We start from the raw sequence: 25,670 nt of genomic DNA, 5'->3' as shown, positions 1-25,670 counted from the left end.
CATCTGCGGACATACCGAAGGGATCCACCCTGTCAAGACTAGCTTCCGAGGTTTTGGCACTAGTCTATTTGACATGGTTCCAAAAGTTATCGACATACTGAAATTACTAGTTTGCTGTTTTGGCACTAGTCTATTTGACATGGTTCCAAAAGTTAAAGGTGCATCATGAATTTCAACCGATAAGTTTTGGCACTAGTCTATTTGACATGGTTCCAAAAGTTCAATATAAAATTCTCAAGGCGCAAGAAGGTTTTGGCACTAGTCTATTTGACATGGTTCCAAAAGTTGTTCAGAAAAAAAGAACAATTAACGGTAGTTTTGGCACTAGTCTATTTGACATGGTTCCAAAAGAGCACTGCCTTATCTTTTATCGTCTTGTTCGTTTTGGCACTAGTCCAGTTTAGAAAACACCTTAGGGTGTCTTTTTTTATGCCCTTTTTTGAAAAATCTATCATAGTCATATGAGCTTGCATACCTATTTAATTTAGATAAAATTAAATTGTATTCTATTATAAGGAGGGAATATTGCGTGGATAAACAAGATAACCATAATTATAGTTTTAGTATCCCAAGAGGTGTATATCGGGAACTTAAATATTATGGTGTTCCTGTAATGAAAGCTGGAGTAATTGTAGTAACCTTTTTGTTAGGTTTGCAGTTAAGTGGAACGGTCTTCCCAACTGATCAGTTTTTCCAATTTGTTTTAAATGATATATTAATGACGATATTGGCTTTCTATTTGGTACTGCCAACAAAAGCAGGTGGATCAAACTTTAGAGCAATTGCTTATTTTCATATCAAACGAAAAAAGAGATATTTTTCAATTGAAAGAGGAGGGTATCCGGTAAAACAAGAAGAAATCAAACGTAGAAGAAGAGGTAAGTACTAGTGGAAAAGATTGTAAATTCACTTTATAAAACGCCTGCTTTGGATAAATTTACGGTTGATTTAACGGAAAAAGTGAGACAAAATCCAACAAAGTATGTTGCCTACGGAAGAAATCGTGAAATTGAACGTATGGTTACTTCACTTTTGCGTGTTGACAAGAATTCACCTTGTTTAGTAGGTGAGGCCGGAGTAGGTAAGACTGCCATTGTCGAGGGTTTTTGTGCAGCTTGTTTAAGTAACAAAGTACCTGAAGAACTTCAAGGTGTAAGGGTTCGTTCATTATTGTTAAGTGCAATAATGGAAAAAGGTGACCCGTCAGCACTATTAGCAAACCTATATCAAATCATTGAAGAACTAACTCAAACGAATGATACTAATATTTTGTTCATTGATGAAGTACATACTATTATGGGGACGGGAGCTTCTGAAAAATCAGCACTTGATGCAGGAAATGCTTTGAAAGCTGCTTTGTCTCGTGGTGAAATCAAATTGATTTCTGCAACGACTGAAGATGAATTTAGAATCATCGAAAAAGATCCAGCCATGGAAAGGCGTATGCAGTCTATTTTAGTTGAGGAACCAGATCGTGAATCAGCTCTCTATATCATGAAAAAAATAGCTCCTCGTTATGAGAAATTAAGGGGGGTGACAATCACTCCAGAAGCCTTAGAAGCTACAGTTGATTTATCTATTAGATATATTGCAGACAAACACCTTCCCGATAAGGCAATTGATTTAATTGACGAAGCTGTTGCTCATGCTTATATAAAAAATAAAAAGACTGTTACATTTAAAGATATTGCATGGCTTATTCATCTGAAACGAGGAATTCCTCTTGAATCTATTTTGCTCATTAGTCGAGGGAAACCTATTGATATTGAAGCTGAATTGGCAAAAGTAGTCAAAGGGCAATCACTTGCAATAAAAACTATCTCTCATAAGATTTATTCCAAGAAAACTGATATGCAAAATGAAAATCGTCCAGCTTCTGCTTTTGTTTTAGGTACGACTGGTGTTGGTAAAACAGAGTTAGGAAAGCAAGTCGCACGTCTATTTTATGGGGATTCAGAAGCATTTATTCGTATAGATTGTACAGAGTATAACTCAAAAGACAGTGTTCAACGTTTGATAGGAAATCCTGCTAACAATGAAAAAGGGCAACTGACAGAACAAGTAAAAAATCGTCCATATTCTTTGATTATGTTTGATGAAATTGAAAAAGCAGATCCTAGTGTCCACAATTTATTGTTGCAAATATTAGATGACGGGCACTTAACTGACGCTTATGGAAGAAAAATTGACTTTAAGCAAAGTTTTATTTATGGTACTTCAAATGCGGGTCATCAAACAATTCGCGACAAATTTGCTATTTCAGGAGATTTTTCAAATCTTGATTCACAATCTTACAAATCTTTTGTAGCAAATGTAACGCGCGACTTAGAACAAATTTTTAGACCAGAATTTCTGAATCGCTGGAGTTCAATGATTATCATGAATTTGTTAACTGAAGACATAACATTGGAAATCATCTCTAGTAAATTATCCGTTCTTGAGCAGCAATGGAAAGAAAAACAACATTTAACAATTGAATATAAAGACGAGGATGGTTACGAGAATAAAGAAGATTTTTATGATTACTTAAAAAATGTTGGAACAAGTGTTATTAACGGTGCCCGTCCGTTAGAACGAGCGATAACAGATATTTTAAGCGATCCAATCGCTAAGCAGCTTTATTTCTTTAATAGACGTGAAAATGATTCCTTTGTTGTTGAAGTTGTTTTAAAAGGACTGCCACCTAGATCTTATAAAGACGGAAGTGGTAGGACGAACATCGCAGATATGCGACATGTAGATATTAAAGTCAAAAAACTACCATAGGAAAATTGGCTTTACATGGTTGGGCTCAAATATTACAATGAAATAAATTAAAAAAGGAGAGAAACTTAATTGAAATTTAAAGATGTAAAAAATACTGCAAAAGCTAAGTGGCTTTTGGCAACAGCAATGGTAAATAGTGCTATCATTTCTTCACCAGTATTGGCGGATAATCCATGGGGGAAAGTGCAGAGTGCAACTACTAATTTTACTGAAAAAGTAAGAAATCTTTCATTTTTTGTTTTTATTGCTACTGTAGTTGTTGCTGGTCTAATGTTTGCATTTGGAGATATCGGAAAAAATAAAGCAATGAAGTGGCTACCATACATTGTGGGGGGAGTCGCTCTTGTTTCTGGTGCAACATCGCTTATTATGTGGCTCAAAGAGATTTTTGGCTAATTACTTAAGAAGGTATAAATATGGTAAATAACTTTGGGTTCACAGGCACTAAAGGGGTTAAAATTGAGGACCCCTTATTTATTTATGTTGAGTGGGATGATAATTATAAACCAAGTAATACTCCTCAATTAAGAGATTTGATTGAGAATTTAGATTTGGAGCATTTTTCAAATTCAGAATATACAATTAGTAATTCTCTACCATTTCTAACATTTAAACAAGCTGAAATATTATTTCGTGGTTTAAGGGATAAATTTGAGTATTTTTGGTTCAAAGGCATTGCTTTAGCTACTCAAGTAAATGATAATGGAAAACTAACAGGAAAAGCTTCAATTGAAAATAGTCCGCAGGTTGTTCCGTTTGAAATCTATGCGAAGTATGATAATTTAGTAATTCCTATTATCGAAGCAACATTTAGAGATGAAAGATTTCAAAATTACTCTTATGATGAATTAGCAAGATACTTCTGCGATGTAAACTATAACTTGATGGATTGTTATGGGAAAAGCTTAGGTTTATCACGATCTGAATTTCCGTACTTCCCATTGGCAGGTACTATTGAAGGTGAACTCCCTAGAAAGTCTGCTGTTAAAGAACAAGTAACGCCAAAAAGAACGGCTCAAATAAATCCCAAAGCAAAATCTAATGGTAAAGTTCGTGTAGAGGACTTAGAGCATAATAACAAAGATGTAATCTTTAAAGTTACAGCTATTATTGCGCTACTGCTAAGTGTTTTTCTTGTTGTATTTACGGTAATGTTGACAAATAAAACTATATCGCAGGAGAAAAAATTAGAGTACTTGTATTCTAAAACTACTGAAATACAGGATTTACAAACTCATGAACATTCGGCAGATACTTTTGGTAAATTTTTCTTAGCTTATTATTTTGCTGGAAATAGAGATGAGTTAGACCAGTTCTTAAGCGACGGAGATGCAAAATATACTCAACCTGAAACAGGAACAGTTTCTAGTTTGACTCTTAATGATTTTACAAAAGATGATGACGAATATACTTTATCGTATGTTGTTACCTATCGAGACGAAAATGATACTTTAAATACTAAAACATTCACATTTAATTGTATTCCAAAAGAGAAATCACAATGGCATTGGCTTGTAACATCTGAACCTATTATTGAAGATTACATCGATTCTGATGAAAATAACTAATAAGGTGGTGATGACATGGCATTTGATACCAGATTAAATGGTGAAGGAACCTTTTGGAAAAACATAAAGTCGATGGGGGAAAACTTATCAGATCAGGCTTTTGATTTAAATCATAACTTTAAAATAAATGATACTGATTCTCAAGTTTTATCCACTTTTTATAAACAGTGGAGTGAATACCTGACCCCGCATCCACATTTCTTTACAACATTTTTAACAATACCCGAGTGGTTTGCTAAAACGTTTTATGGTTTTTCTAATGCTTTAGAATCAATATTTAACAAAATATTTGCTCTTTTTGGTTTCTTTAGCTTGTTGGGTTCTAACGATAATTTTATTGGGCAAATATATTCAGGTTTGCGTACTGTCGGCATTTCGCTTTTTATAGCTTTCATAGTTGTTCGTGTTGTCATCGGGATTATTGGAACTCCATTTAAATATAAGGAGTTTTTCAATCATGCTATATTAGTAACTGCAGCAACTGCTTTTCTACCAGCTGCATTAACTTCTTTTTCAGAAGTAGTTGCAGATAGTTCTAAAGATTTACAAACCTATGTTGCTAGTGGTACAAAACAAGGCAGTACACTGTCAGCACAGCCATTTCAAGATAATGTTGTTGACATTATGCAGTTAGCCAGAGTTGGTTTTAACGCTAGTAAGCTTGGTCGTCAAAGAGGCGATGATGGGTATATTAATCCTAGTAAAGCGGAAGCTAATGGCGTTCGTCTTAATAGGTTATCGTCTAAAAATATAGCGTCAACTAATTTCGTAACCTCATATGGACCTAATGATAAAGAAGAATTAGAACACTTTGCAGATGCTGCTAAGAATAAATCGAAATTCCTATTTTTTGAGATTCCGACTGGAGATAATGAAAATAGTATGTATTATTGTTTAGCAACTCTGTTCCGTTCTGAATTAAGAAAAAACGATTGGGATGATAGTGGACAAAAACCCGTAGAAGTGGAAGTTGCTGGTTATAAGGTAACTTCTATTGTTGGCTACAATATTTTAAAACCAGTGTACCTACGTTATAAAGTCAACTGGATTGGCTTATTTGTTGAACAAGCAATGTTGATTTTATTGCTAATCGGTTTGTTAATTACAGTTTTACAAACAATAATGCGAACTCTATTATCCTCTGTAGTTGCACCTATCGTTGGATATACATCGGTAGATAATTCTGCAAAATTCTTAGATCTTTTGCGGACAATATTCGCTGGTATTGCTGGTATTTGGTTTGATATTTTAATTGTTAAATACGGACTATGGTTCATAAGTAAAGCTCCAACGATGGCATTTAGTAGTCACAATAATAATTTTGGCTCATTTATTGGAAATTTAGGCTTTTGGGGTAATACTATTGCAACGATTGCTCTTTATATTGCAGTGTTTTATGCTACTATTCAAGGTTCAAGAGCTATTGAAAATTGGTTAGGAGTATCAACGGGTGCTAAAGCTGGTATAGCTCAAACGGCAGCTACAGTTGGAGCAGGAGTTATGGCTGGAAGAGCTATTGAACAAGCTTCTATTGGACGTAAAGATATTAATGGAAATCGTCATGGTGGTTCAATTGGACATGAAATGAGAAATATTAGAAATGCTGCTCAAAGAGGGACCAAAGGAGTAAAAGATTTTGGAGGATCTGTTCTAAAAAATACAGCAGCAGAAATGGGTGCTCTTTATGGCAGTGGTAGTGCACTTAGAGATAACTATAATAAACGTGGCGGAGGATTAAAGGGAGCTACATTTGGAACATTAGATACTCTAAGAAACGGTGCTCAAATTCCTGCATCTAAATTTCAAAGTAAAGGTAATGCAGGAGTTAACGCCCTAAAAGACGCTTATAGTAGCGGAAAGGCATCTGCTTACTCTAATTTTACTTCACCGTCTTCTCGAAATATAGCTGAATCATCAATTACCCCAGAAGAGCTAGCAAGTGTTTTACCAACTAACTCAGTGAATTTGGAAACCCCAGAAGAACTAGCAGGTGGATCGTCAGCTAAACTAGCAGAGGATGTTTCAACTAAAGGAGTTACCTCAACATCAAAAGAAGCTGTTGCCCCAAGTAAGACAGTTTCAACTAAAGGAGTTACCTCAACATCAAAAGAAGCTGTTGCCCCAAGTAAGACAGTTTCAACTAAAGGAGTTACCTCAACATCAAAAGAAGCTGTTGCCCCAAGTAAGACAGTTTCAACTAAAGGAGTTACTTCAACACCAAGAGAAGTTGTTGCCCCAAGTAAGACAGTTTCAACTAAAGGAGTTACCTCAACACCAAAAGAAGTTGTTGCCCCAAGTAAGACAGTTTCAACTAAAGGAGTTACCTCAACACCAAGAGAAGTTGTTGCCCCAAGTAAGACAGTTTCAACTAAAGGAGTTACTTCAACACCAAGAGAAGTTGTTGCCCCAAGTAAGACAGTTTCAACTAAAAGTGTTACATCAACACCCCAAAAAACTGTTACAAAACAACGAATTAATTCTCCTCACATAGGAAATGAGAAAATCTCACAAGAAAATTACGAAGTTAATCGTCCTAAAGTTGCTAAGCGTCTTAGCGGTTTTGGAAAAGAGGAAGACAGTTCTTTGTAAATATTTATCAATAAAAAAGCTAGAGCGATAATGCTCTAGCTTTTTTTATTTTTTATTTTTGAAGGATTTCTTAGCGCTAATAAAAGTAACTAAAGAAAGAGGACCAGATCCGATACCTGAAAATAAAAAGAGTAGAATAAGTATTACAAATGTACAAGACCAGTCTTCTTGTGTAAAGTTACTTACGACAGTATATACCTGCTTAAATATGTATTCAAAGAGTAGGAAGATATTTATAAAGAATTCGATTATTAACAAAGTAATATTTCCTAATATTAATAATAGTATACCTGTTGTTAGGAACAGTCCAAAATGTATGATAATTAAAAATCTTGGAGTTTCATAAGACTTAAAGTTGTTAGGTGCTTTTTTATAGGTTATATATGCTCCGTATCCACCTCCTAATATCGAAAGAACTATCATTACTAATTTCCCTAAGAAAGGATGTATTGATAGGAGAATACTTCCAATTACAATCACTATTATTTGCCATACTAAAAAGTAGATAAACGCATTTAGTGGCATTGTTATAAAATGTTTCTCGTATAATTCCCAAAAATTAATTAGATAATTTGTCATTCCTTTTTCCCTTTTATCTATCTGATTTCTAAACGCTTTTACTATATCATATCGAGAGAAGTGTTGCAATTTAACAATTACTCAAAATCAAAAAATCTATGATAAATTTATTGGGTTTTTTAACATTATTATTTGCGTTATAATGTAACATATTCAATAAAAAAGGAGTTACAATTTTGGGAATTACAGAGGCTTTAAAGCTTGAAAATAAACTATTTAAAAATAAAAAGGAATCATCTGATTTACCTTCTGATTCTCCTAAAATGGTTAAATTAAATCTAAAAGATAACATTGTTGATTTTAAGTTTAATTACGATAAAGAATGGGAAGACAAAGATTTCTTAGATGTAGTAGAAATCATGAGTGTTAAATCTATTTTATATAGCGTTAGAAATCAGCCAATTGTATTGTCCAATGGATATTCAGGATATATGCAAATTTTGGAAGTTTATGGGAAAGATCTTTCTTCTTTATCTGATTATGAACGAACAATGGCCATTGTTTCCTTTACTCAATGGTTAGCAGGTACTACATTTGATGTTACTTTCCAGACTACAACTCTTCCTACCGATACCAAACAACAAATTACAGAGTTAGCAAGAGTGCTAGAAGAAGTAGAATATGCCTTGTTAAATCCAAAATTATCTTCACAACAAAAATTTCGTCTTAATCAACGAAGAGATATTTTACGTCAAAATATCATTACTGAAGAAGTTGTAGCTATGCAACAATACAATACAGAATTTTTTGTTTGGATTTTTGCAGATACCCTTGAAGAATTAGCTGACTATACACGTACAGCTCAAAGTATCTCTTATGGATTTCAACCACACGTTGTAGATGCGAAAAAGAAAGAACAAATTTTAACACAATTTTATAATTATAACGATAGTCAATTGAGTTTTAGATAGGGAGAAGTGAGTTCATGTGGTTATCAAAACGCAAAATAAAAAAATATTTAAATAAAGGATACGATCTCAATTTGTTAGGACGTATTGAACCTACAGGTAATGTCAACTTTGGTGAAAATGATGCTTATTGGAAGCAAGGAGATGGTTATTATAAACTTGATCATATTCCAAATGATGGATATCCTCAATCAGGATTAAGAAAATTTTGGCTTCAAGATATCATGCTTGCGCATGGTGTCAATAGTTTTGTCGCTGTAGAGCATGGTTCGAATAGCAAGCTAAGTGACCAAACAACTAAAGCTATTTCTAATATGTTACATACTCAAAATCGTAAGCAGACTGATGATGTTGATGATAAATCAAAAATTCAATCATTATTAGATTTTCGTGCAGCTTTAGGTAATAACGTTCCTGTTAAAGAGATTCGTACAAGCTTCTATATTAGTGGTGACTCTGAAGAAAAACTTCGTGAAAAAGAACGCCATTTAAAATCAAAATTGAATCAATTCAAGATTGTTTCTAATGATGGTATGCAGGATGTTGAATACGGAACAGCATTTATCCCTGCAAGTCGTCAAGGTCATTTGCCAACCAGACGTCATGGTCAACCTATTTCTGTAGTCGATTTAGGAGCAGGGTATCCATTTAACCATACTACCCTAATGGATACTCGAGGTGTATATGTTGGGCAGACTCTAACAGGCGGTGCTGTCAATTTTAATTTGCTACAAGAAGATGATATTCGAAGTATTCCGACAATGTTGATTGCAGGACGTGATCGAACTGATAAGGATAAATTTTTAGCAAAACAATTAGATGTTTTATTTGCTAAGGGTCATCAGGAATTTAATATTGATTTAAATGGCATTTTAGGAGATTTAACTCGTCGTCAGGGAGGAAAGATAATTGAAATGTCTGGAATTGATAATGATAATTACCTTAACCTTATGGAAGTCATTGCTACTAGAAGCATGAAAAATTCTCTTAACGAAGATGATCAGATTGGGTCATTCCAAGATCATCGAGAAAAATTAAAAGCTTTTGCTCAAATTAAAAATCCTGAACTAAGTGTCTCTGATTTAAATAATTTAGGTTTTGCGATTGATGAATTATATACTGAACGAGGTCTTTGGAGTGCTAAAGCGCAGTCAATGAAGCCGTCAGAACTTTTGATTACGAAAGCTAGACAATCAGATTATCCGATTTTAGCTAACTTAGTAGAACTTTTGAATAGTATGCGTCGTCAAAAAGAATCAAATAATGAGATAGAGGAAGCACATAGTTACAGACGTTTATTTGATGCTTTTTATAATTTGCTACAAGAAAATAGAGATTTGAATAGGACATCAAACTTTGAAGATTTATCAGAGGAGTCTGTAGTAACTTTTGACTTATCAGGAATTGCTGATACGACACTATTGAATATTCAACTTTATCAAATTCTTAGTCTCATTTCTTATTATGCAGTGCTTAATGGCAAGCGTAATCAACGTATTGTTGAGGAGGGAACAGATTTAGAGAAAGATCAGCTTCCTCACTGTATCGTTACAATTACTGGAGCAGAACGATTGTTTAATAGACGTTATTCAAAATCATTGGAATTTCTAGCAAGAATGATTGAAAATATTAGTTCAAATTATGCAGCGGTTATTTTAGAGATGTCATCATTGCAAGATATTCTTATTTCAAGTAATGATACTTCTGGTAATGATTATGTTTTAGCAACTCGAAAGGTATTTAGTGCAACTCGTTATCGTCTGTTCTCTCAATTGGATGAATTGACTATTCCTCTTTTATCAAATGCGTTAGGTGGAGAATTGACAGAGTCTGAATTAGAAACGTTGAAGTATCTTCCTAGGGGACGTTTTTTCCTAAATATTGCCAGTGTTAGAAATCTTATTTTTGAACAACAATTGTCTTCAAGTGACGATATTGACATTTGGGGAATGGTTTATTCGGAAATTGATCGTTATAGTTCATTAAGATAATAGTAGAAAAGGGGGATTATAAGTGGCTTTTTTAATGCGCTTTTCTGGAGTTGTTAATGCTTTTTTATATGATATAAAGACTTTGAAAATTTATCATATTCTAAGTATTATGTTGAGTATTGCATTAGGCTGTGGAGCGCTGTTAGCATATGTTATGCACTATTATTCTATGATGATTAATTTTGGAAAGCAATCTATTATTGTGTTCTACATGCCATATGTAATATTTGGTATTCTATACTCTCTTTTCCAATTGTTAAAAAGGCAAAAACAACTGTTGGTTTTAGGGCTAGTTATTTGTTTCTTACCATCAACTTTAACATCAGAGTTTGGTATTACAGCAGATATATTTTGGGGAATGAGTTATTTTGTATATTTTTTAGATAAAAGGCACTTACAAAATATTGTTAGGATTGTTGCAATGTATTCGAAAAAATATTCTCCGCTATATGAAAAACGTTTAAAAAACAAAGTTAAATATAAGCAATATCAATCTGATTACAGACTACTAGCCTTATTAAATGTTGATGATTTTAATCTTATTAGTGAAGAAATACGACAAGTAAAAAATTATAAAACAGGTTTATCTGAACGAACTATGTATCGTACCTTCAAAATCAAAGGAATTTTAGGAAAGATATCTATTGTTGATGAACTTTATACAATGCCTAGAAAACATTTTTGGATTAAAGGAATTTAAGTATGAAACAATCAGAATTTTATGATGATGAATGGAATGCTCAAGAATACTATGAAAAGCTATTTGAAAATTTGAAGCAGGAAAATCTGGAACGAACGGTAGCTGATGAATATTCTTCTTTAAATCTTAGAAAGAAAGGTATTATAAAACGCACTAAAGAATTATATCAAGAGTCTATTGATGATATCAGTCAATACTATGAAGATAATGTTAATCTACAAAAGAAATATTATAGTAATGCTGATAGCCATTGGTTAACTAGGCAACAAGAATATCGTAATAAAATTTATTTCAAAAAATTTATTATGGTTTTATTGTTTATGATCATTCTTAGTTTGTTTATCTATTTATTGACTATTTAGTTCGTTAGATTAGTCGATAAATAAAAAAAGTAATATGCAACCTGAAAATAAATTAAAGAAAGTAACAAAATTAGTTTTTAAACCAATTTTTGTCTTCTTTTTACCGACAATATTAATTATATCTACTATTCTTTTAGGAAGTATGATAATTGTTGGAGGAGCAGTAGCAGGAGGCGCTGAAGCATGTGAATCTCAAACACAGCTTAATTATGATGGAACCGAAGCAGGACCTACCGATGCTAATAACAGTTCATCAGCTAGTGAATCTGTGGTGACGTTTGTAAAGCAACACCAAGAGGCCTATATTCAATCATGGGGAGTTGGTGGTTTCTTACCATCAGCTTCAATTGTCCAAACTATGATTGAGACTTCCTTCTCTATGGGAGTCCCATCATTTGCTTCTGCGCATAACATGGGCGGAGTAAAATGGACGTCTGTTGCAACTTATCCTAAAACAATCGCTCTGTATGGTTCTGACGCTGTTAGTGGAAGTGGAGCAGGTACTGGGGTAGGGGATAATACAGGTGGAGGTTACACTTGGTTTAAAAGTTTTGATGCTGGTATTGTCGGAAAAGCAGAATTTATGAGTCGCCAAACACTTTATGTAGCGGCAATAAATAATACTGATGGAAAAGCTACTTTAGATGCAATTGCAGCTGGGGGGTGGGCAACTGACCCTAGTTATAAAACTAAGCTCGATAATACATATGATTCATTAGGTTCTCAATTTCAATGGTTAGATAAACTAGCTATAGAGAAATATGGAGAAAAGCCAGTTGATTTTTCAAAAATAGATTCTCCAACATTAGTCGGCTTAGATGGTGTGGGTGATGATGATTTAAAACCTTGTGAAGAAGAGGATACCAATGATGGTGACGGAGATGTACCAGCCGATGCTACAAGTTGGGGATATACTCCAGATACCCTTATCGCTAGTTTGAAACCTTATGTTCACGACCCTGCAAAAGTTGGTTTAAAATATGGTGGTCCAGATGGGTGGTTAGAACATTCTGGGCAGTGTGTTGACTTAACTGAAAGTTTAGGAAATATTATTTGGGGCTTTTCAGGTATTACTGTAGGAGATGGTTACCAACAAGCGTCTGCATGGGCTAAAAAATTTGGAAATAGCGTTAAGAATACTCCAAAATCAGGAGCGATTTTCTCTAGTGGTGCCAGCGGTCCGGGACATACTGGGATTGTATCACATGTTTTCAAGGATGGCTCTATTTTAATTATTGAACAAAATTCACCTCTTTCTGGTGCTCAAATTGGTAAAAAGGATACTTGGAATTATCGTATTGTCAGACCGGCTACTTTAAAGAGCGAACATTTTGTATTTGCGTATCCAGATAATAAGAAGCCAAACTGGAAGTAAGGGATACTCAAAAAACATTCTAGGATAGCTCCTAGGGTGTTTTTAATTTGTAGTTGGAAAGTAGATAGAAATAATGACTATATAATAGGAAGAAAATAGTTATTAATATTATTTTTTCTTAAAAATTAATATATTAGTAACGGTTAAGTAGTAACGTTATATTTTCTTTAGTATAATAGAAGTATAAATGAACCTGTAGGATTTGAAGTATAATTGGGTTCATTCAATTATGAAAGGTTATATTATGTATACATTAGAAGTTAAGTTAAATCCAAAGGGGTATGAAGCATTTTTAGACAAGCGTTTTCGTAATGCTTTTAGACTAAAAAAAGAAGTTATTAAATGGTTCAATCGTCAAGAACATTTAAGAACTGAATCTGAAGAGTATAAAATCTTAGCTAAGAAACAACAGGCATATAGTGAGTTAGAAAAACAATTAAAAGACGAAAAAGACAAGGCTAAGAAGCAGGAATTAAAAGAAGCTAAGAAGGCTTTAGGTAGTGACTTGAAAAAAGAATGGATTGAATTAAATAATTCTTATCAATTAGGAAGTGGAAAGTTTGTTAAATACACTCAGTTAGGACAAGCTACTAATATGTATCAACGCTTTACTGCAGATAATGATTCAGTACATTGGTCTACATTTAATGATATTGCTATGACTGTTAAGCAAGCTTATCTAAAACGTCGTAAACAAGCAGAATCAAAGAATTTTTTACCATCTCCTAGATATTTTGATTTCAACACTCTATGGTATAGAAAGTGCCTTAATAACATTACCAACACTGGTGTTTATTTTGGAAAACGTAAAAATAAGGTTTTTATTCCATTTAAATTTGAAAAAGATATGGAAATACGTTTTCTTTATGCTTTAGAAAGACAAGATCTTGTTCAATTTGCATTGAAGCGTATAGCGGTTCATGGTAAATATAAATATTCTTTACTTCTTGTTTTTGAGGGAATCCCATATGGGGTGGACAAAGAATTAGAAAACAAAGGAACGGTAAAAATCTTTTTAGATGTCAAGAAATTAGCTATTAAAGCAGTGAATGCCAAAAATGACACTGTAAGATTATTTGACCTATCTAACGATTTTGGTTACTCTGAAAAATTAGCCGACTTAGATCGTAAGATTGAGCGTTCTCGACGTTTAAGTAATCCACAAAACTACAACGACAACGGTACTATTAAAGAAGGTAGATTGACTTGGAATTACAGTAATAATTACCAAAAACTAAGAGATAAAAAGAGATATTTATGGCATAAAATTACTAAAAGTCGTAAAAATCGATTCGGTCAAATTGCTAATGAACTTTTATTAATGGGTGATGAATTTGTTATATACAAAAAAGATTTTAAATCTTTACAAAAACGAAAAGATTATAATCCTGAAGAAATGAATTGGTTTGATAAGCGTAGACAGCAGGGGTTTGAAATTATGTTTAATGCTCCGTACGAATTTTTAAGCATTTTGAAAATAAAACTCGGATATAAAGAAAAAGAATTGTTGGAAATTACAGAGTAGCACCCTACAATGAGCCTTCCAAATGATTTTCTATGATAGTAAAGCCATCTTTAGTTATTGCGGGGAACATGGTAGAATAATTATGGTTATGATAATATTATTATGTGGGAGTACAGGATGACTAAAACAAGAAAGATTTTTATTGGTTTTGCTGCGATAATTGTGGTAGCTTTAAGTGCAGTAGTAGTCTATTTAGCTATCGAAAAATACGCTAATTCAGCACAGAAAACTAGCAATAATTCATCTTCAACTATTTTAAAAACTAAGTCTATCAAAAATCAGAAATCAAATTCATCAGAAGAATTGCCTAGTTCGAGTTCTTCTGATGAAGAGGAATTAAGTTCTGATGATGAGCACCGTTTGGAAGCTTTAGCTACGTTGGAAAAATCTGACGAACCAGCTGATAATCAGTACGTTCAGGAAGTTAGAGAGGCTTTTTCAACTGCTGAAAACGCAGTTAAGCAATGTCAAGTTAGTGATATTATTGATTTCAAAGGTACTATCGATAACAAATTGAGTATGACATATCAAGATATGGCTCAAACTTATGCAATAGCTGTTATAGTTAATAACTACTCATTAGATACTGTAGAAGTTTATAATTCTAAAAATCCTGATGTTGTTCAATTTGTAGTAGGATTGAAGTCAGAGGGAAAAGAAGAAAATTATTGGGCAGGAAATTACAATATTTACGCTAAACAAATTCGTTTAATTTCATATCATGGAGGAGAACTAGGGGCAACATATGGTTAATCGCATAAAGGTAGTCATGTTTAACTTATTAATAGTTATGTGTTGCAACTCTGTAAACGGTAAAGAATTGTAGGATAAAAAAGCTCCTTAATAGGAGCTTTTTTATTGCAAACATTATACATAGATACCTTTGAAAGTTGAAATAGCTATGATAAAATTAATTTAAAGGGTATGAAAGATTGATAAGGTAGGAAAATGAAGAAAGATAAACGCACAATTGATAGCAATATGAACGCAAAAAAAGAATTTGAAAATAATCAAGTCCGTTTGTTTTTGTATTTAGGATTTTTAGATGTAGTTATTTGGGTAATTACAATGATAGGATTTGTTATACAAAATGGTGATTTAGAAGTCCCTGAATTTTTTAAAGGCTTTACACCAGTTTTAGTAACTGGGGGAGTTTTGGTAGCAACATCTTTCTTACTGACGCTAATTATGCTTTCTCCTTATAGACCTAGTAAAATTGAAGAAGATATCGCTCAAGTTACTGAGAGCGTTGTTTCACAGCAAGTAACAGATAAATCTGAAACAAGTATCGGTGAAATCCCTGAAAATGATGAGGATGAAGATGATGTTTTAAGTATATTATTCGAGCGGGATATAAATGCACCTTATCCTATTGATCCTAGTGAATATATTGAACCTAGCGATTACAATGAAGATACTACATTTGAAGAAGATGAATATGGTAATGAAGTTGAGATGAACGAAGTTCCAGAAGAGTTCACGTTATGTGAAGAAGTAGAAGAATAAAAACGATGTTGTGATGAATGTAGCGTTATGATTAATTAGATTTATTTTAAATACAGGTACTTAACGGCACCTGTATTTTTTGTTGATGGCACGCGCATGCCAATAAGGATAATTAATAGAGGAGCTAGTTAAAAACTAGCTTTTTTTATTATAGAAGATTCAAAAGTTTCCAAGGATTTTACGAATATATAAGTAGGAGGGAAAATTATGCTATATTATGATGAGCTAAAAGAAGCAATTGATAGAGGTTATATAAAGGGCGATACTGTTCAAATTGTGAGAAAGAATGATAGAGTATTTGATTATGTGTTACCTAATGAACCAGTAAGACCACATGAAATAATCACTATCGAGAAAGTAGCAGATGTTTTAGAAGAACTAAAAGAATAGTAAATGTGAGTCCTTCTAAATCTATCATAGTAAGAACAATAAGCATTTCCAAGCGTTACTTGATATAATAGAAGCATGTACGTTATATTAGCAGAAAAAGATAGTCAAGCATTGGATTATTACCGTAGTTTAGCCAATGTTAAACAAGTAAATGAAAAAGAAGCTAAAATGAAGGGGTATCTACAATTAAGAACCCCTGATTATTTTGGCGGACAGACAGCTATTATTACATGGGCAAAGGGACATTTAACGGAATTAAAAGATCCGGGAGAATATGATGAAAAATGGGAGAAGTGGTCTTTGGATACTCTACCTATTATCCCAGAAACTTTTGAATATAAAACTACCACTAGTAGCAAATCAGCAATTAAACAATTTAAAACCGTCAAATACTGGCTAGAAAAAGCGGATACCATTGTATGGGCTGGCGATATTGATCGTGAGGGGTCTTACATTTCCTATAGTATTTGTTTATTAGCAGGAGTATGGGGTAAGTCAGACAAAACCTTTAAAAGTTTATGGATTGACGACTTAGCTCCTAAAGTTATTCGTAAAGGTTTTAAAAATCTGCAAGATATTGATTATCGTTATAATCAAGCATTAGAGGCACAAGCGCGTGCTTATTCTGATTGGCTATTAGGAATGAACGGTTCTCGTTTGCTAACACTTACTTTGCAACAGAGACTTGGATTGCCTAAACTAGATAGCCAACGAGATGGAAAGATTGCTGTTGGTCGAATTATTAGCCCAACTTTATTTTTCGTTTATCAAAGAGAGAAAGAAATTGATTCTTTTGTTCCTAGAACTTATTATGAATTAGTAGCGCAGTTCGATCATGAAAATGGTTCTTATATAGGTAAATACATTCCAGCTGATATTACTTACAGTAAAGGAGAACGAAAAGGGGAGAAGTGGAAGGGAGATTGTGATACTAAGGAGCAGTGGGAAAAACTTATTCAAAACCCTAAATTTATTGGTGACACCTCTAAGGGACTTATAACAACACATGAAGTAGAACTAAAAGAATCACGCGCCCCTCGTTTAATGAGTTTAAGTGATATTCAGAAATTAATGGATAAACGATTGGGAATGGAACCAGTAGCAGTACTAGATGTTATTCAAGAATTATATGAAAAAGATAAGGTGGTAACTTATCCTCGTACTAGCTCTGAACATATTTCTACTGAAAGATATGAGCTATTAAAAGATTCTACGTCACAAATGGTTAATTTTTTGGGACTATCAGATGAAGTATTAAGTATTCCTGAAAACCCAGATGGGTTCTTTGTTAATAATAAGAAAGCTGCTGTTCACGCCGCATTAACTCCTACTGAAATCTTTCCTACACAAGAAGTTTTCAATGGTTGGTCCAAGGCTAAGCAAATGATTTATACAGAAATTTTGAAGCGTAGTCTGGCAATGTTTTTACCTAAATATCAATATGAGCAAACTACAATTATTACATCAGTAGGAGCAGGACGGTTTAAAACTGTTGGTAAAGTTCCTAAACATCAAGGGTGGAAGATACTTTGGAATACCCAAGGAAAAGATAAGAAAGAGGAGGAAGAATTAATTCCTGTTCATAAAGGAGATACTGTTATTCCTCATCTCAATACTGTAGAAAAGCAAACTGTTAAACCGACACCATACACTTTGGGTAAACTATTGGAAGCTATGGAATATGCTGGACGTCACTTTAAAGATGATGAACTACGCCAAATTATGAAAGAAACGCAAGGTTTAGGGACAGAAGCAACACGGGCACCTTCCATAGATAAATTAAAAAACTATAATTGGATAACATTAAAAAAAGGGAAAGTGTATTTAACAACCCTAGGTCGTCTTATTTGCCAATCAATTGAAGGAGAGAAGCTACTTTGTGACGCTCAGACAACGGCATTATGGGAGCAGTCTCTTCGTAAGATTAGTACTAAAGAGAATACACAAGAACGTTTTATTGGGAATATTAAGCGTTACTTAGGTGAGAACAACCCCGATAATAATCTATTTGTAAATTTAACAAAATGGATTAATTCTACAGACTATGGTAGTTATAATGAGTGGCTTGCTAGTTTAAGACAAAATCAATCTGGTGAAGTGGGAACATGTCCTAAATGTGGCGCTCCAGTTAAGTATTTAAAAAATGTTGCTAAGTGCGAAAATGGCCTACTTTCTAAAGAAGATAGAGAAAAAGGAGTAGAGCCTAACTGTGATTTCTTTTTACCTTTATCGATTGCAGGTAAGAAGATTTCTTCTAAGCAAGTGGAATCTTTGCTAGCAAAAGGAAAGACCAGTCTTATTAAAGGATTCAAGAAGAAAGATAAAAAATCAACATTTGATGCACATTTGATTTTAAACAAAGATTATTCTGTTAGCTTTGAATTTGAAAAACAGAAGAAACGGTAAGTGGTGACTAACTGAATAAAGAAAATCAGATGATTTATATGATTGAATGGCGCGTGGAATAGTAATATGAAGTAACAGATAAGTAGCGAAACTATAGATTCTATAGTATAATATTGATACGGGTTATTTGGGACCCGTTGTAGCAATACAAGAATTGTGGCTCTTCCTGAGGACATCTGCGGACATACCGAAGGGATCCACCCTGTCAAGACTAGCTTCCGAGTTTTGGCACTAGTCCAGTTTAGAAAACACCTTAGGGTGTCTTTTTTTATGTGAAAATTTAGAAGAATATTTACAAATTTGACGGTCAAGGTGCCGTCTTTTTTACATTCTAAAAAAATCAACATTCTGTAAGTTAATAATAGAATATAACTATTATTATTTTAATGTTGTTGCTATAAAGATTTTATTAACCTTCTAATACAAAACAGTAGTAACTCTATAAAAATAAACAACTAGTGGGTGAAAAATCTATGATAGGAAAATGCTGTTTAATTTATATAGGCTTTAAGTTAAAATATACTCTGTACAAGTCTATATATTACATATTTTATATAAGGAGCACATATGAATAAGCAAAATACTTATCGCTTTTCAAAATTAACTACAGCTGCATTAGCAGTTGCTATTCTATCTGCTGGAGGAGTAGCATATGCTGATGAAGTAGATGGAACTAATGATACAACTGTTGATTATTTTGTAGATCCATCAACAACAGAAACATTTGATCTTAACGAAAGTAAGATTACACAAACAATTTCTCAAAATGACCTTCCAGAACTTCCTGATGCACCTATTGTTAATTCATCAGCGAATGAGCAATATACAACAAGTGATAGCTCAACCAAAGAAACTCAAAAAGAATCAACAAATTCTTCTGCTTCGTATACTCAAGGAACTTCCATTGATAGTAGCGTTCCAGAAGTAGCTCATTCCACAGATAAAATTAACACACAGACTGAGACTTCTCCCACTCAAGAAGAAGTCTCAGTACAACAACCCGTTCAACAACCTGAATCTCAGGTAGCTAAAACCACAGATGAAGCTAATGCTCAAGGCGTTAGTCAAGTCGGAACTGTTTCCTCTTCTACAGGGCAAGTTGTTCGCGATGTAACAGTAGACCAACCTTTAGAAACTGATACTGGTTTTACAATTGTAGGTACTGAAGAAGGACAAGTTATTATTCAGAATGCCGATGGTTCTACAGAGAAAGTCAGTCCAGATAAAGTAGGCGGTACTACAAATGAAGATCAAACAATCACTGTAACAAATTCAAAAGGTGAGAAAGAAACACTTCCAAAAACGCCCGTAAAAGACAACCTTTGGTTAACTTTTATCGGTTCTTTATTAGCGCTTATTGGAATTAAATTTATCGGATATAGAGAAGCTTCATTTGAAATTGAACGTTTAGACTATTAACTATTATCTTATAAATGACTTAAGATATAAGTACAATTTAAGGGAAGAAGAAAATTAAGTTTTTTCTTCTTTTTATACATCATCTTCTTTTTTGAACTTCCATTATTTGATACAATATTAATATATTAATATTGAACTCGATAAGGGAGGAGTTTATGAGTGAGAAAGTAAGATTATCGTTTATGATAAGTAATGAAAGAAAACAGAAATTATCATTTTTGCAAACTTATGATTTAAAAAGAGGGCGACTTACTCAAGAAGAGGCAATTGGTCTATTAATTGATTGTGCTTATGATAACGCCATTGATAAAATAAGAAATAGTAAATAGGAGAAGACATGAAAAAAAATAAAAAATATGTTATGGCAACTACTGCAGTAGCTCTTTCAGTAATTGGTGGTGTTGCTAATGCAGATGAAGTAAATAATGTAGAAGCTAATAATAATTACGATACAGCTCAAGCAACACAGAGCCAAAACGTTGAACAAACTCCAACTGCAGAAGATGTTGCTAAGTCAAATGATGAAGTAAAATCAATTGATCAAGAAGTTTCTAAGCAGGAAGAAATTGTTAACTCAGCTCAGAAAGAAGTTAATACTGATAAACAGGAAGTTTCTGAAACTGAAAAAGCTCTTGAGCAAGCACAAGAAAATGCACAAGAAGCTACTCCAGAAGCTATTGATAATGCTCAAAAACAAGTAGAAAATAACAACGAAAACGTTGCTGTTGCGCAAAAACAACAAGAAAATGCGCAAGAAGCTTTACAACAACAAGGTGAGGCGGTAAGTAAAGCCAAAACTGAAGCAGAAAACGCAGCAAATGCTAACGCAGAAGCTCAGGAAGAACTTCAAAAAGCAACAAGAGATAAAGCAGAATCGGAAGATGATGTGAATGGTAAAACTTCACAAGAAAAGCAAGTGGAAAATGAGGTGAAAACTGATACTGACAATGTGTCTCATGCAGAAAAAGCATTGCAAGACGCACAAGAAGCAGATGCAAACCGTTCACAAGCTATTGACAACGCTCAAGCAGATGTTACTGCTAAAACAGAAGCTAAAGATAAAGCGGAAGAAGCCCGCGATACTGCTCAAGCAGATGTTACTGCTAAAACAGAAGCTAAAGATAAAGCAAAAGCTGATTTAGACAAAGCACAAGGTCAAGTCAAAACAGCAGAAGACGCTTTAAAAGGTACTGGCTTGGTTGAAGCTCAAAAAGAACGTGATGCTGCTCAGGCAGATGAAACTGCTAAAGCTGAAGCTAAAGACAAAGCAGAAAAAGCATTGCAAGACGCACAAGAAGCAGATGCAAACCGTTCACAAGCTATTGACAACGCTCAAGCAGATGTTACTGCTAAAGCTGACGCTAAAGATAAAGCGGAAGAAGCCCGCGATACTGCTCAAGCAGATGTTACTGCTAAAACAGAAGCTAAAGATAAAGCAAAAGCTGATTTAGACAAAGCACAAGGTCAAGTCAAAACAGCAGAAGACGCTTTAAAAGGTACTGGCTTGGTTGAAGCTCAAAAAGAACGTGATGCTGCTCAGGCAGATGAAACTGCTAAAGCTGAAGCTAAAGACAAAGCAGAAAAAGCATTGCAAGACGCGCAAGAAGCAGATGCAAACCGTTCACAAACTATTGATAACGCTCAAGCAGATGTTACTGCTAAAGCTGACGCTAAAGATAAAGCGGAAGAAGCCCGCGATACTGCTCAAGCAGATGTTACTGCTAAAACAGAAGCTAAAGATAAAGCAAAAGATGATTTAGATAAAGCAAAAGATAAAGTAGCAACATTAGAAGATGAAGTAGCAAATCATAATACAATTGTTGTTCCTGAAGGCTATGGAAAAGCTCTAGTAGAATATAACAAAGACTGGAATTGGGACAATGAGTCAGAAGCTGGAAAACAATTAGCTGAACTAGGTAAAGAAGCAATGGCAGCTAATAGCTATAAATCAAGCAAAGCTGACAGAGAAACTGCTATCGATAAAATTGAAAATCTAACAGAGAAGCAACGAGAAGAGTTAACGTTGTTTGCTGTTGATTTAATCAACCAAGTGAGAAAAGCTATTGGTGAAAAACCAGTAGTTGCTAATAGCTCTGCAATAGCTTTTGCTGATGAAGTTGCTCGTACCTCAAAAGAAACTGCTCATGACCTTGTTGCAATACCAACCGCAGCAGCTAAATTTGGTCTACACTCTGAAATGGGTAAAAACAATTATGAAAACTTATCAGTTGGTTATTATGATACCCGAAGTAAAATAACAATGGATTTGTTGAAAGAGGGTATTTATAAAACTATTTTAAATATGTTCTTCAACGACAGTGCGCCATTTTGGGGACATGCAATATCACTAGCAGGAATTCAACATACAGCTAAAATGTATGAAGGATCGGAAGATATCGATCTTCATTATATGGGGCTTGGTTTTGCAATGTGTGATAATTTCAATTACCTAAATCCGGGACGTATTCATATTTTAGGGGTTGATGACAGAAGTATTGAAGACGCATCAAAATTTGATGTTACTGCAAATATTTCAGGACGCGATGTAGAAAAAGAGTTATCTACAGCAAAAGATGATTTATCTCAAAAACAATCAGTATTTGATACTGCAAGTCAAGCATTAGACAATGCTAATAAAGAATTGAGCGACAAACAACAAGCCCTTTCAACAGCAGAAGCTAACTTGTCACAAGCACAAGCAACATTGTCACAAGCACAAGCAGTTAAAGTACAAACTCCAGAAGCTCAAGAAAACTTGACTAAAGCAGAACAAGCTTTGAATAATGCTAAAGATCGTTTAGTTCAAGCCCAACAAACAGTTGATGTATTGACAGCGGATAACAGTCAAAAAGAAGCTAATCTAAAAGCTGCAAAACAAGGACTTGAAGAGGCACAATCAGTATTTGACACTGCAAGTCAAGCATTAGACAATGCTAATAAAGAATTGAGCGACAAACAACAAGCCCTTTCAACAGCAGAAGCTAACTTGTCACAAGCACAAGCAACATTGTCACAAGCACAAGCAGTTAAAGTACAAACTCCAGAAGCTCAAGAAAACTTGACTAAAGCAGAACAAGCTTTGAACAATGCTAAAGATCGTTTAGTTCAAGCCCAACAAACAGTTGATGTATTGACAGCGGATAACAGTCAAAAAGAAGCTAATCTAAAAGCTGCAAAACAAGGACTTGAAGAGGCACAATCAGTATTTGACACTGCAAGTCAAGCGTTAGACAATGCTAATAAAGAATTGAGCGACAAACAACAAGCCCTTTCAACAGCAGAAGCTAACTTGTCACAAGCACAAGCAACATTGTCACAAGCACAAGCAGTTAAAGTACAAACTCCAGAAGCTCAAGAAAACTTGACTAAAGCAGAACAAGCTTTGAACAATGCTAAAGATCGTTTAGCAAAAGCTCAGCAAGATTTGTTACAAGCACAAGCGACATTGGCAATGAAATCAAAAGCGCAGGTTAATGCTGAGGCACGTGCAGGTCAAACTAAAGTTGCTTTAAATGAAGCTAATAAAACTTTAACTGACGCTAAAGTACAATATGCTCTTCTTTCAACTAAAGCGGATGAAGCACAAGTTAAACTACAACAAGCTCAAAGTGATTTAGAAAGTTCTAAAGAAAAATTAGCAAATTACCTCAATGCTCCAGAACTGTTAGAAAATGCTCAAATCGCTTATGATAAAGCAGTAGCTAAATTAGCAACAGCTAAAGAAAACTTAGAAACTGAAATCAGTAAACTTGAAGAGCTAAAAGGTATTCAATCAGAAGTATTAGCCAAAAATGCTAAACTTGTAAAGGCATACAATGAGTATCTTAAAGCCCAAGCTGAAACACGTCGTTTAGCTAAAATCGCTAGTGATCTACAAGCTATTCAAGCTAGAAATGGTATTCCAGTACCTGTAACTGACGAAAATGGCGTTGTAATTGGTTATGTTGATGGTTCTAAAGACGAAATTGCAACGACTCCAACATCAAATGTTTCTGTATTTGATGAGAAAGTAAACATTTCAGACCTCGTTAACACTACAGATTGGTCACATAATTTACCAGAAACTGGTGAAAATGCCAATGGATATTTGCCATTACTTGGTTTAAGTACTATTTTAACTACAAGTATTTTAGGTTGGATGGAACGTAAACGTTATAAAAATAACTAAGAATTAGATATAACAAAAGAGTGTATCGAACACTCTTTTGTCATATTTTGACATATGATATATAGGAGAATAGATAATATGAATACTCAGAATGTACCTTATATTACACGTGAGCAAGCAAAATATTTACTAGATCAAGATCTTTCTTTAAATAGTAACAAACTATATGTTTTAGCTAGCGCTAATCGTGATTTAATGTTTGATGATGAAGAAAATATTGGTGATTTTATTCAAGCTGTACTTTTTAACAACTATGAAGTGAAATCTGATTTTGTTTATCTAAACTTGAAACAGCCTGATAATATTGCAAATAATAAAAAAGATGAACAATTTATTTATTTAAATACTTTCATTGATCCAGAGACTAAGTCTGAGACAAATCAAATTGATTTTGTCCCCTTCGAAAAGGCAACTCTTTTCTCTCCAGAAATGTTGGAAGAATTACCAGAGTGTTACAAAATTTATACTTCTGAAGTATTTCGAATTCCAGAAGTTGAAGCAGTTCAACAATATGGAGACTATAACAATTGGTTGATGGGAAAAGAAAAAACAAAGGTTCAACATAAACCTAAGCTAAAGGCTAGACAAACCAACCATTTAAAAGATGTTCAAAAGGAAATCAACCCTCAAAAAATTGTTGAGCAAACATTAGAAGAAAATAGAATTCGTGACGAAAAGGGTGAAGATTCAAAATTTAAAAACAAAAAACGTCATTCTGTTACGATGAAATTGAAATAGTGTACGGAGTTTTGATATGTTAAATATTTTAGCTAAAACGCAAAAATTAATCACTATTCTTAGGGTAGCATTAGGTATTGTACTGATTGGTGTTGCTACAGTTTGTTTGTGTCAAGAATTCAGTGTTAAGTTTGAAGATATTAAACTTGTAGCAACTCTTGTTGAAGTAGCTTTTGTTGTTATATTAGCTCTATTTAGTGCATTACCACAATTTAACGTAACCAAAGATGCACTTAAACCAGTTATGACACTATTATTGATTATTAATTTATCGGAATGGAGTACCACTGGAGTAGATTTGCTATTTCGCTTATTACCTATTTTGAGTATAATATATATTTTATTATTTATTTATAATAATAATTTCAAAAGAATTGTATACTCGATGGTGATTGATAAAAATAAAGTGATTAACTTTGAACCAGATAGTTATGATAGTCATGAAGAAGTTGAAAAGGCTGCTATTAGAGCGACGATTAACACATTTAAATCTAAATATAAAAATAAAATTATTGCATACTACGTAAAAACGACTAGTAATACAAATGGTAATAAAGATATTGTGATAAATTTTGCATTAGATGGCAAGTATAAATACAAATTATTTGATGTTATAATTAGTTATAATCCAGAATAACATTACAGACAAGTTGCAAATACTGCAACTTGTTTTTAATATG

21 protein-coding genes and 1 CRISPR repeat array are annotated in these 25,670 nt (G+C 33.7%); of the genes, 20 read left to right on the top strand and 1 reads right to left on the bottom strand.

From position 1 onward, the window contains the following. Nucleotides 1-50: 50 nt before the first annotated feature. A CRISPR array of direct repeats spans nt 51-351; the repeat unit is 36 nt; unit sequence GTTTTGGCACTAGTCTATTTGACATGGTTCCAAAAG. A gap of 178 nt (nt 352-529) precedes the next feature. The 5 genes from GPZ88_RS10140 (at nt 530) to GPZ88_RS10120 (ending at nt 6,923) form a co-directional block, all read left to right on the top strand. Beyond that, nucleotides 530-889: a hypothetical protein gene (locus GPZ88_RS10140; RefSeq protein WP_157328644.1), complete on the top strand. Its 360-nt coding sequence runs from the start codon at nt 530-532 to the stop codon at nt 887-889. Then, nucleotides 889-2,766, top strand: coding sequence for an AAA family ATPase (locus GPZ88_RS10135; protein WP_157328642.1), 1,878 nt, complete (start codon nt 889-891; stop codon nt 2,764-2,766). The genes GPZ88_RS10140 and GPZ88_RS10135 overlap by 1 nt, the downstream gene beginning before the upstream one ends. 69 nt (nt 2,767-2,835) lie before the next feature. After that, entirely contained in the window at nt 2,836-3,162 is a 327-nt protein-coding gene (locus tag GPZ88_RS10130) for a TrbC/VirB2 family protein (RefSeq protein ID WP_157328640.1), read from the top strand. 20 nt (nt 3,163-3,182) lie between these two features. Then, complete coding sequence (locus GPZ88_RS10125) at nt 3,183-4,334, top strand: hypothetical protein (RefSeq protein WP_157328638.1); 1,152 nt, start codon at nt 3,183-3,185, stop codon at nt 4,332-4,334. Between the two features lie 15 nt (nt 4,335-4,349). Then, nucleotides 4,350-6,923, top strand: coding sequence for a pLS20_p028 family conjugation system transmembrane protein (locus GPZ88_RS10120; RefSeq protein ID WP_166044395.1), 2,574 nt, complete (start codon nt 4,350-4,352; stop codon nt 6,921-6,923). Between the two features lie 45 nt (nt 6,924-6,968). Here the strand turns inward: GPZ88_RS10120 and GPZ88_RS10115 are convergent, their stop codons facing one another. Then, the gene (locus GPZ88_RS10115) at nt 6,969-7,502 is read right to left on the bottom strand and encodes a hypothetical protein (protein WP_157328634.1); all 534 of its coding nucleotides are present in this window, start codon (nt 7,500-7,502) and stop codon (nt 6,969-6,971) included. Nucleotides 7,503-7,678: 176 nt separating this feature from the next. Here GPZ88_RS10115 and GPZ88_RS10110 point away from each other — a divergent pair, with 176 nt between their 5' ends. From GPZ88_RS10110 to GPZ88_RS10040, 15 genes are all read left to right on the top strand, one after another. Beyond that, the gene (locus GPZ88_RS10110; protein ID WP_157328632.1) at nt 7,679-8,413 is read left to right on the top strand and encodes a hypothetical protein; all 735 of its coding nucleotides are present in this window, start codon (nt 7,679-7,681) and stop codon (nt 8,411-8,413) included. A gap of 71 nt (nt 8,414-8,484) precedes the next feature. Beyond that, complete coding sequence (locus tag GPZ88_RS10105) at nt 8,485-10,401, top strand: hypothetical protein (protein WP_206282139.1); 1,917 nt, start codon at nt 8,485-8,487, stop codon at nt 10,399-10,401. Nucleotides 10,402-10,423: 22 nt separating this feature from the next. Further along, nucleotides 10,424-11,101 (top strand): hypothetical protein, encoded by a 678-nt coding sequence (locus GPZ88_RS10100; RefSeq protein ID WP_157328628.1) that lies wholly within the window; start codon nt 10,424-10,426, stop codon nt 11,099-11,101. 2 nt (nt 11,102-11,103) lie between these two features. Continuing rightward, nucleotides 11,104-11,463: a hypothetical protein gene (locus tag GPZ88_RS10095; protein WP_157328626.1), complete on the top strand. Its 360-nt coding sequence runs from the start codon at nt 11,104-11,106 to the stop codon at nt 11,461-11,463. Between the two features lie 34 nt (nt 11,464-11,497). Continuing rightward, nucleotides 11,498-12,838 carry a CHAP domain-containing protein gene (locus tag GPZ88_RS10090; protein WP_240915116.1) on the top strand — a complete coding sequence of 447 codons (1,341 nt, stop codon included), beginning with the start codon at nt 11,498-11,500 and terminating at the stop codon, nt 12,836-12,838. Between the two features lie 244 nt (nt 12,839-13,082). Then, the gene (locus GPZ88_RS10085; protein ID WP_157328623.1) at nt 13,083-14,363 is read left to right on the top strand and encodes a hypothetical protein; all 1,281 of its coding nucleotides are present in this window, start codon (nt 13,083-13,085) and stop codon (nt 14,361-14,363) included. Between the two features lie 117 nt (nt 14,364-14,480). Then, a complete protein-coding gene (locus tag GPZ88_RS10080) occupies nt 14,481-15,116 on the top strand; it encodes a hypothetical protein (protein ID WP_157328621.1) in 636 nt (211 codons plus the stop codon). Nucleotides 15,117-15,311: 195 nt separating this feature from the next. Next, the gene (locus tag GPZ88_RS10075; RefSeq protein WP_157328619.1) at nt 15,312-15,869 is read left to right on the top strand and encodes a hypothetical protein; all 558 of its coding nucleotides are present in this window, start codon (nt 15,312-15,314) and stop codon (nt 15,867-15,869) included. A gap of 207 nt (nt 15,870-16,076) precedes the next feature. Then, nucleotides 16,077-16,259, top strand: coding sequence for a competence regulator inhibitor paratox (locus GPZ88_RS10070; RefSeq protein ID WP_157328617.1), 183 nt, complete (start codon nt 16,077-16,079; stop codon nt 16,257-16,259). A 75-nt stretch (nt 16,260-16,334) separates the two neighbouring features. Then, nucleotides 16,335-18,665, top strand: a complete 2,331-nt coding sequence (locus tag GPZ88_RS10065) for a type IA DNA topoisomerase (protein WP_157328615.1) — start codon at nt 16,335-16,337, stop codon at nt 18,663-18,665. A gap of 567 nt (nt 18,666-19,232) precedes the next feature. Further along, complete coding sequence (locus GPZ88_RS10060; RefSeq protein ID WP_157328613.1) at nt 19,233-20,084, top strand: hypothetical protein; 852 nt, start codon at nt 19,233-19,235, stop codon at nt 20,082-20,084. Nucleotides 20,085-20,239: 155 nt separating this feature from the next. Beyond that, on the top strand, nt 20,240-20,413 hold the full coding sequence (locus tag GPZ88_RS10055) for a hypothetical protein (protein WP_157328611.1): 174 nt from the start codon (nt 20,240-20,242) through the stop codon (nt 20,411-20,413). An 8-nt stretch (nt 20,414-20,421) separates the two neighbouring features. Then, nucleotides 20,422-24,252 carry an SEC10/PgrA surface exclusion domain-containing protein gene (locus tag GPZ88_RS10050; protein WP_157328710.1) on the top strand — a complete coding sequence of 1,277 codons (3,831 nt, stop codon included), beginning with the start codon at nt 20,422-20,424 and terminating at the stop codon, nt 24,250-24,252. A 78-nt stretch (nt 24,253-24,330) separates the two neighbouring features. Beyond that, entirely contained in the window at nt 24,331-24,990 is a 660-nt protein-coding gene (locus tag GPZ88_RS10045; RefSeq protein WP_157328609.1) for a hypothetical protein, read from the top strand. 16 nt (nt 24,991-25,006) lie between these two features. Further along, nucleotides 25,007-25,627, top strand: a complete 621-nt coding sequence (locus GPZ88_RS10040; protein ID WP_157328608.1) for a hypothetical protein — start codon at nt 25,007-25,009, stop codon at nt 25,625-25,627. The last annotated feature ends 43 nt before the right edge of the window (nt 25,628-25,670 follow it).

Source organism: Streptococcus ruminicola (assembly GCF_011387195.1).
In the GTDB taxonomy this organism is placed as follows: Bacteria; Bacillota; Bacilli; order Lactobacillales; family Streptococcaceae; genus Streptococcus; species Streptococcus ruminicola.
The sequence above is the reverse complement of the archived record's forward strand: the minus strand, read 5'-3'. Positions and strand labels throughout refer to the sequence as shown.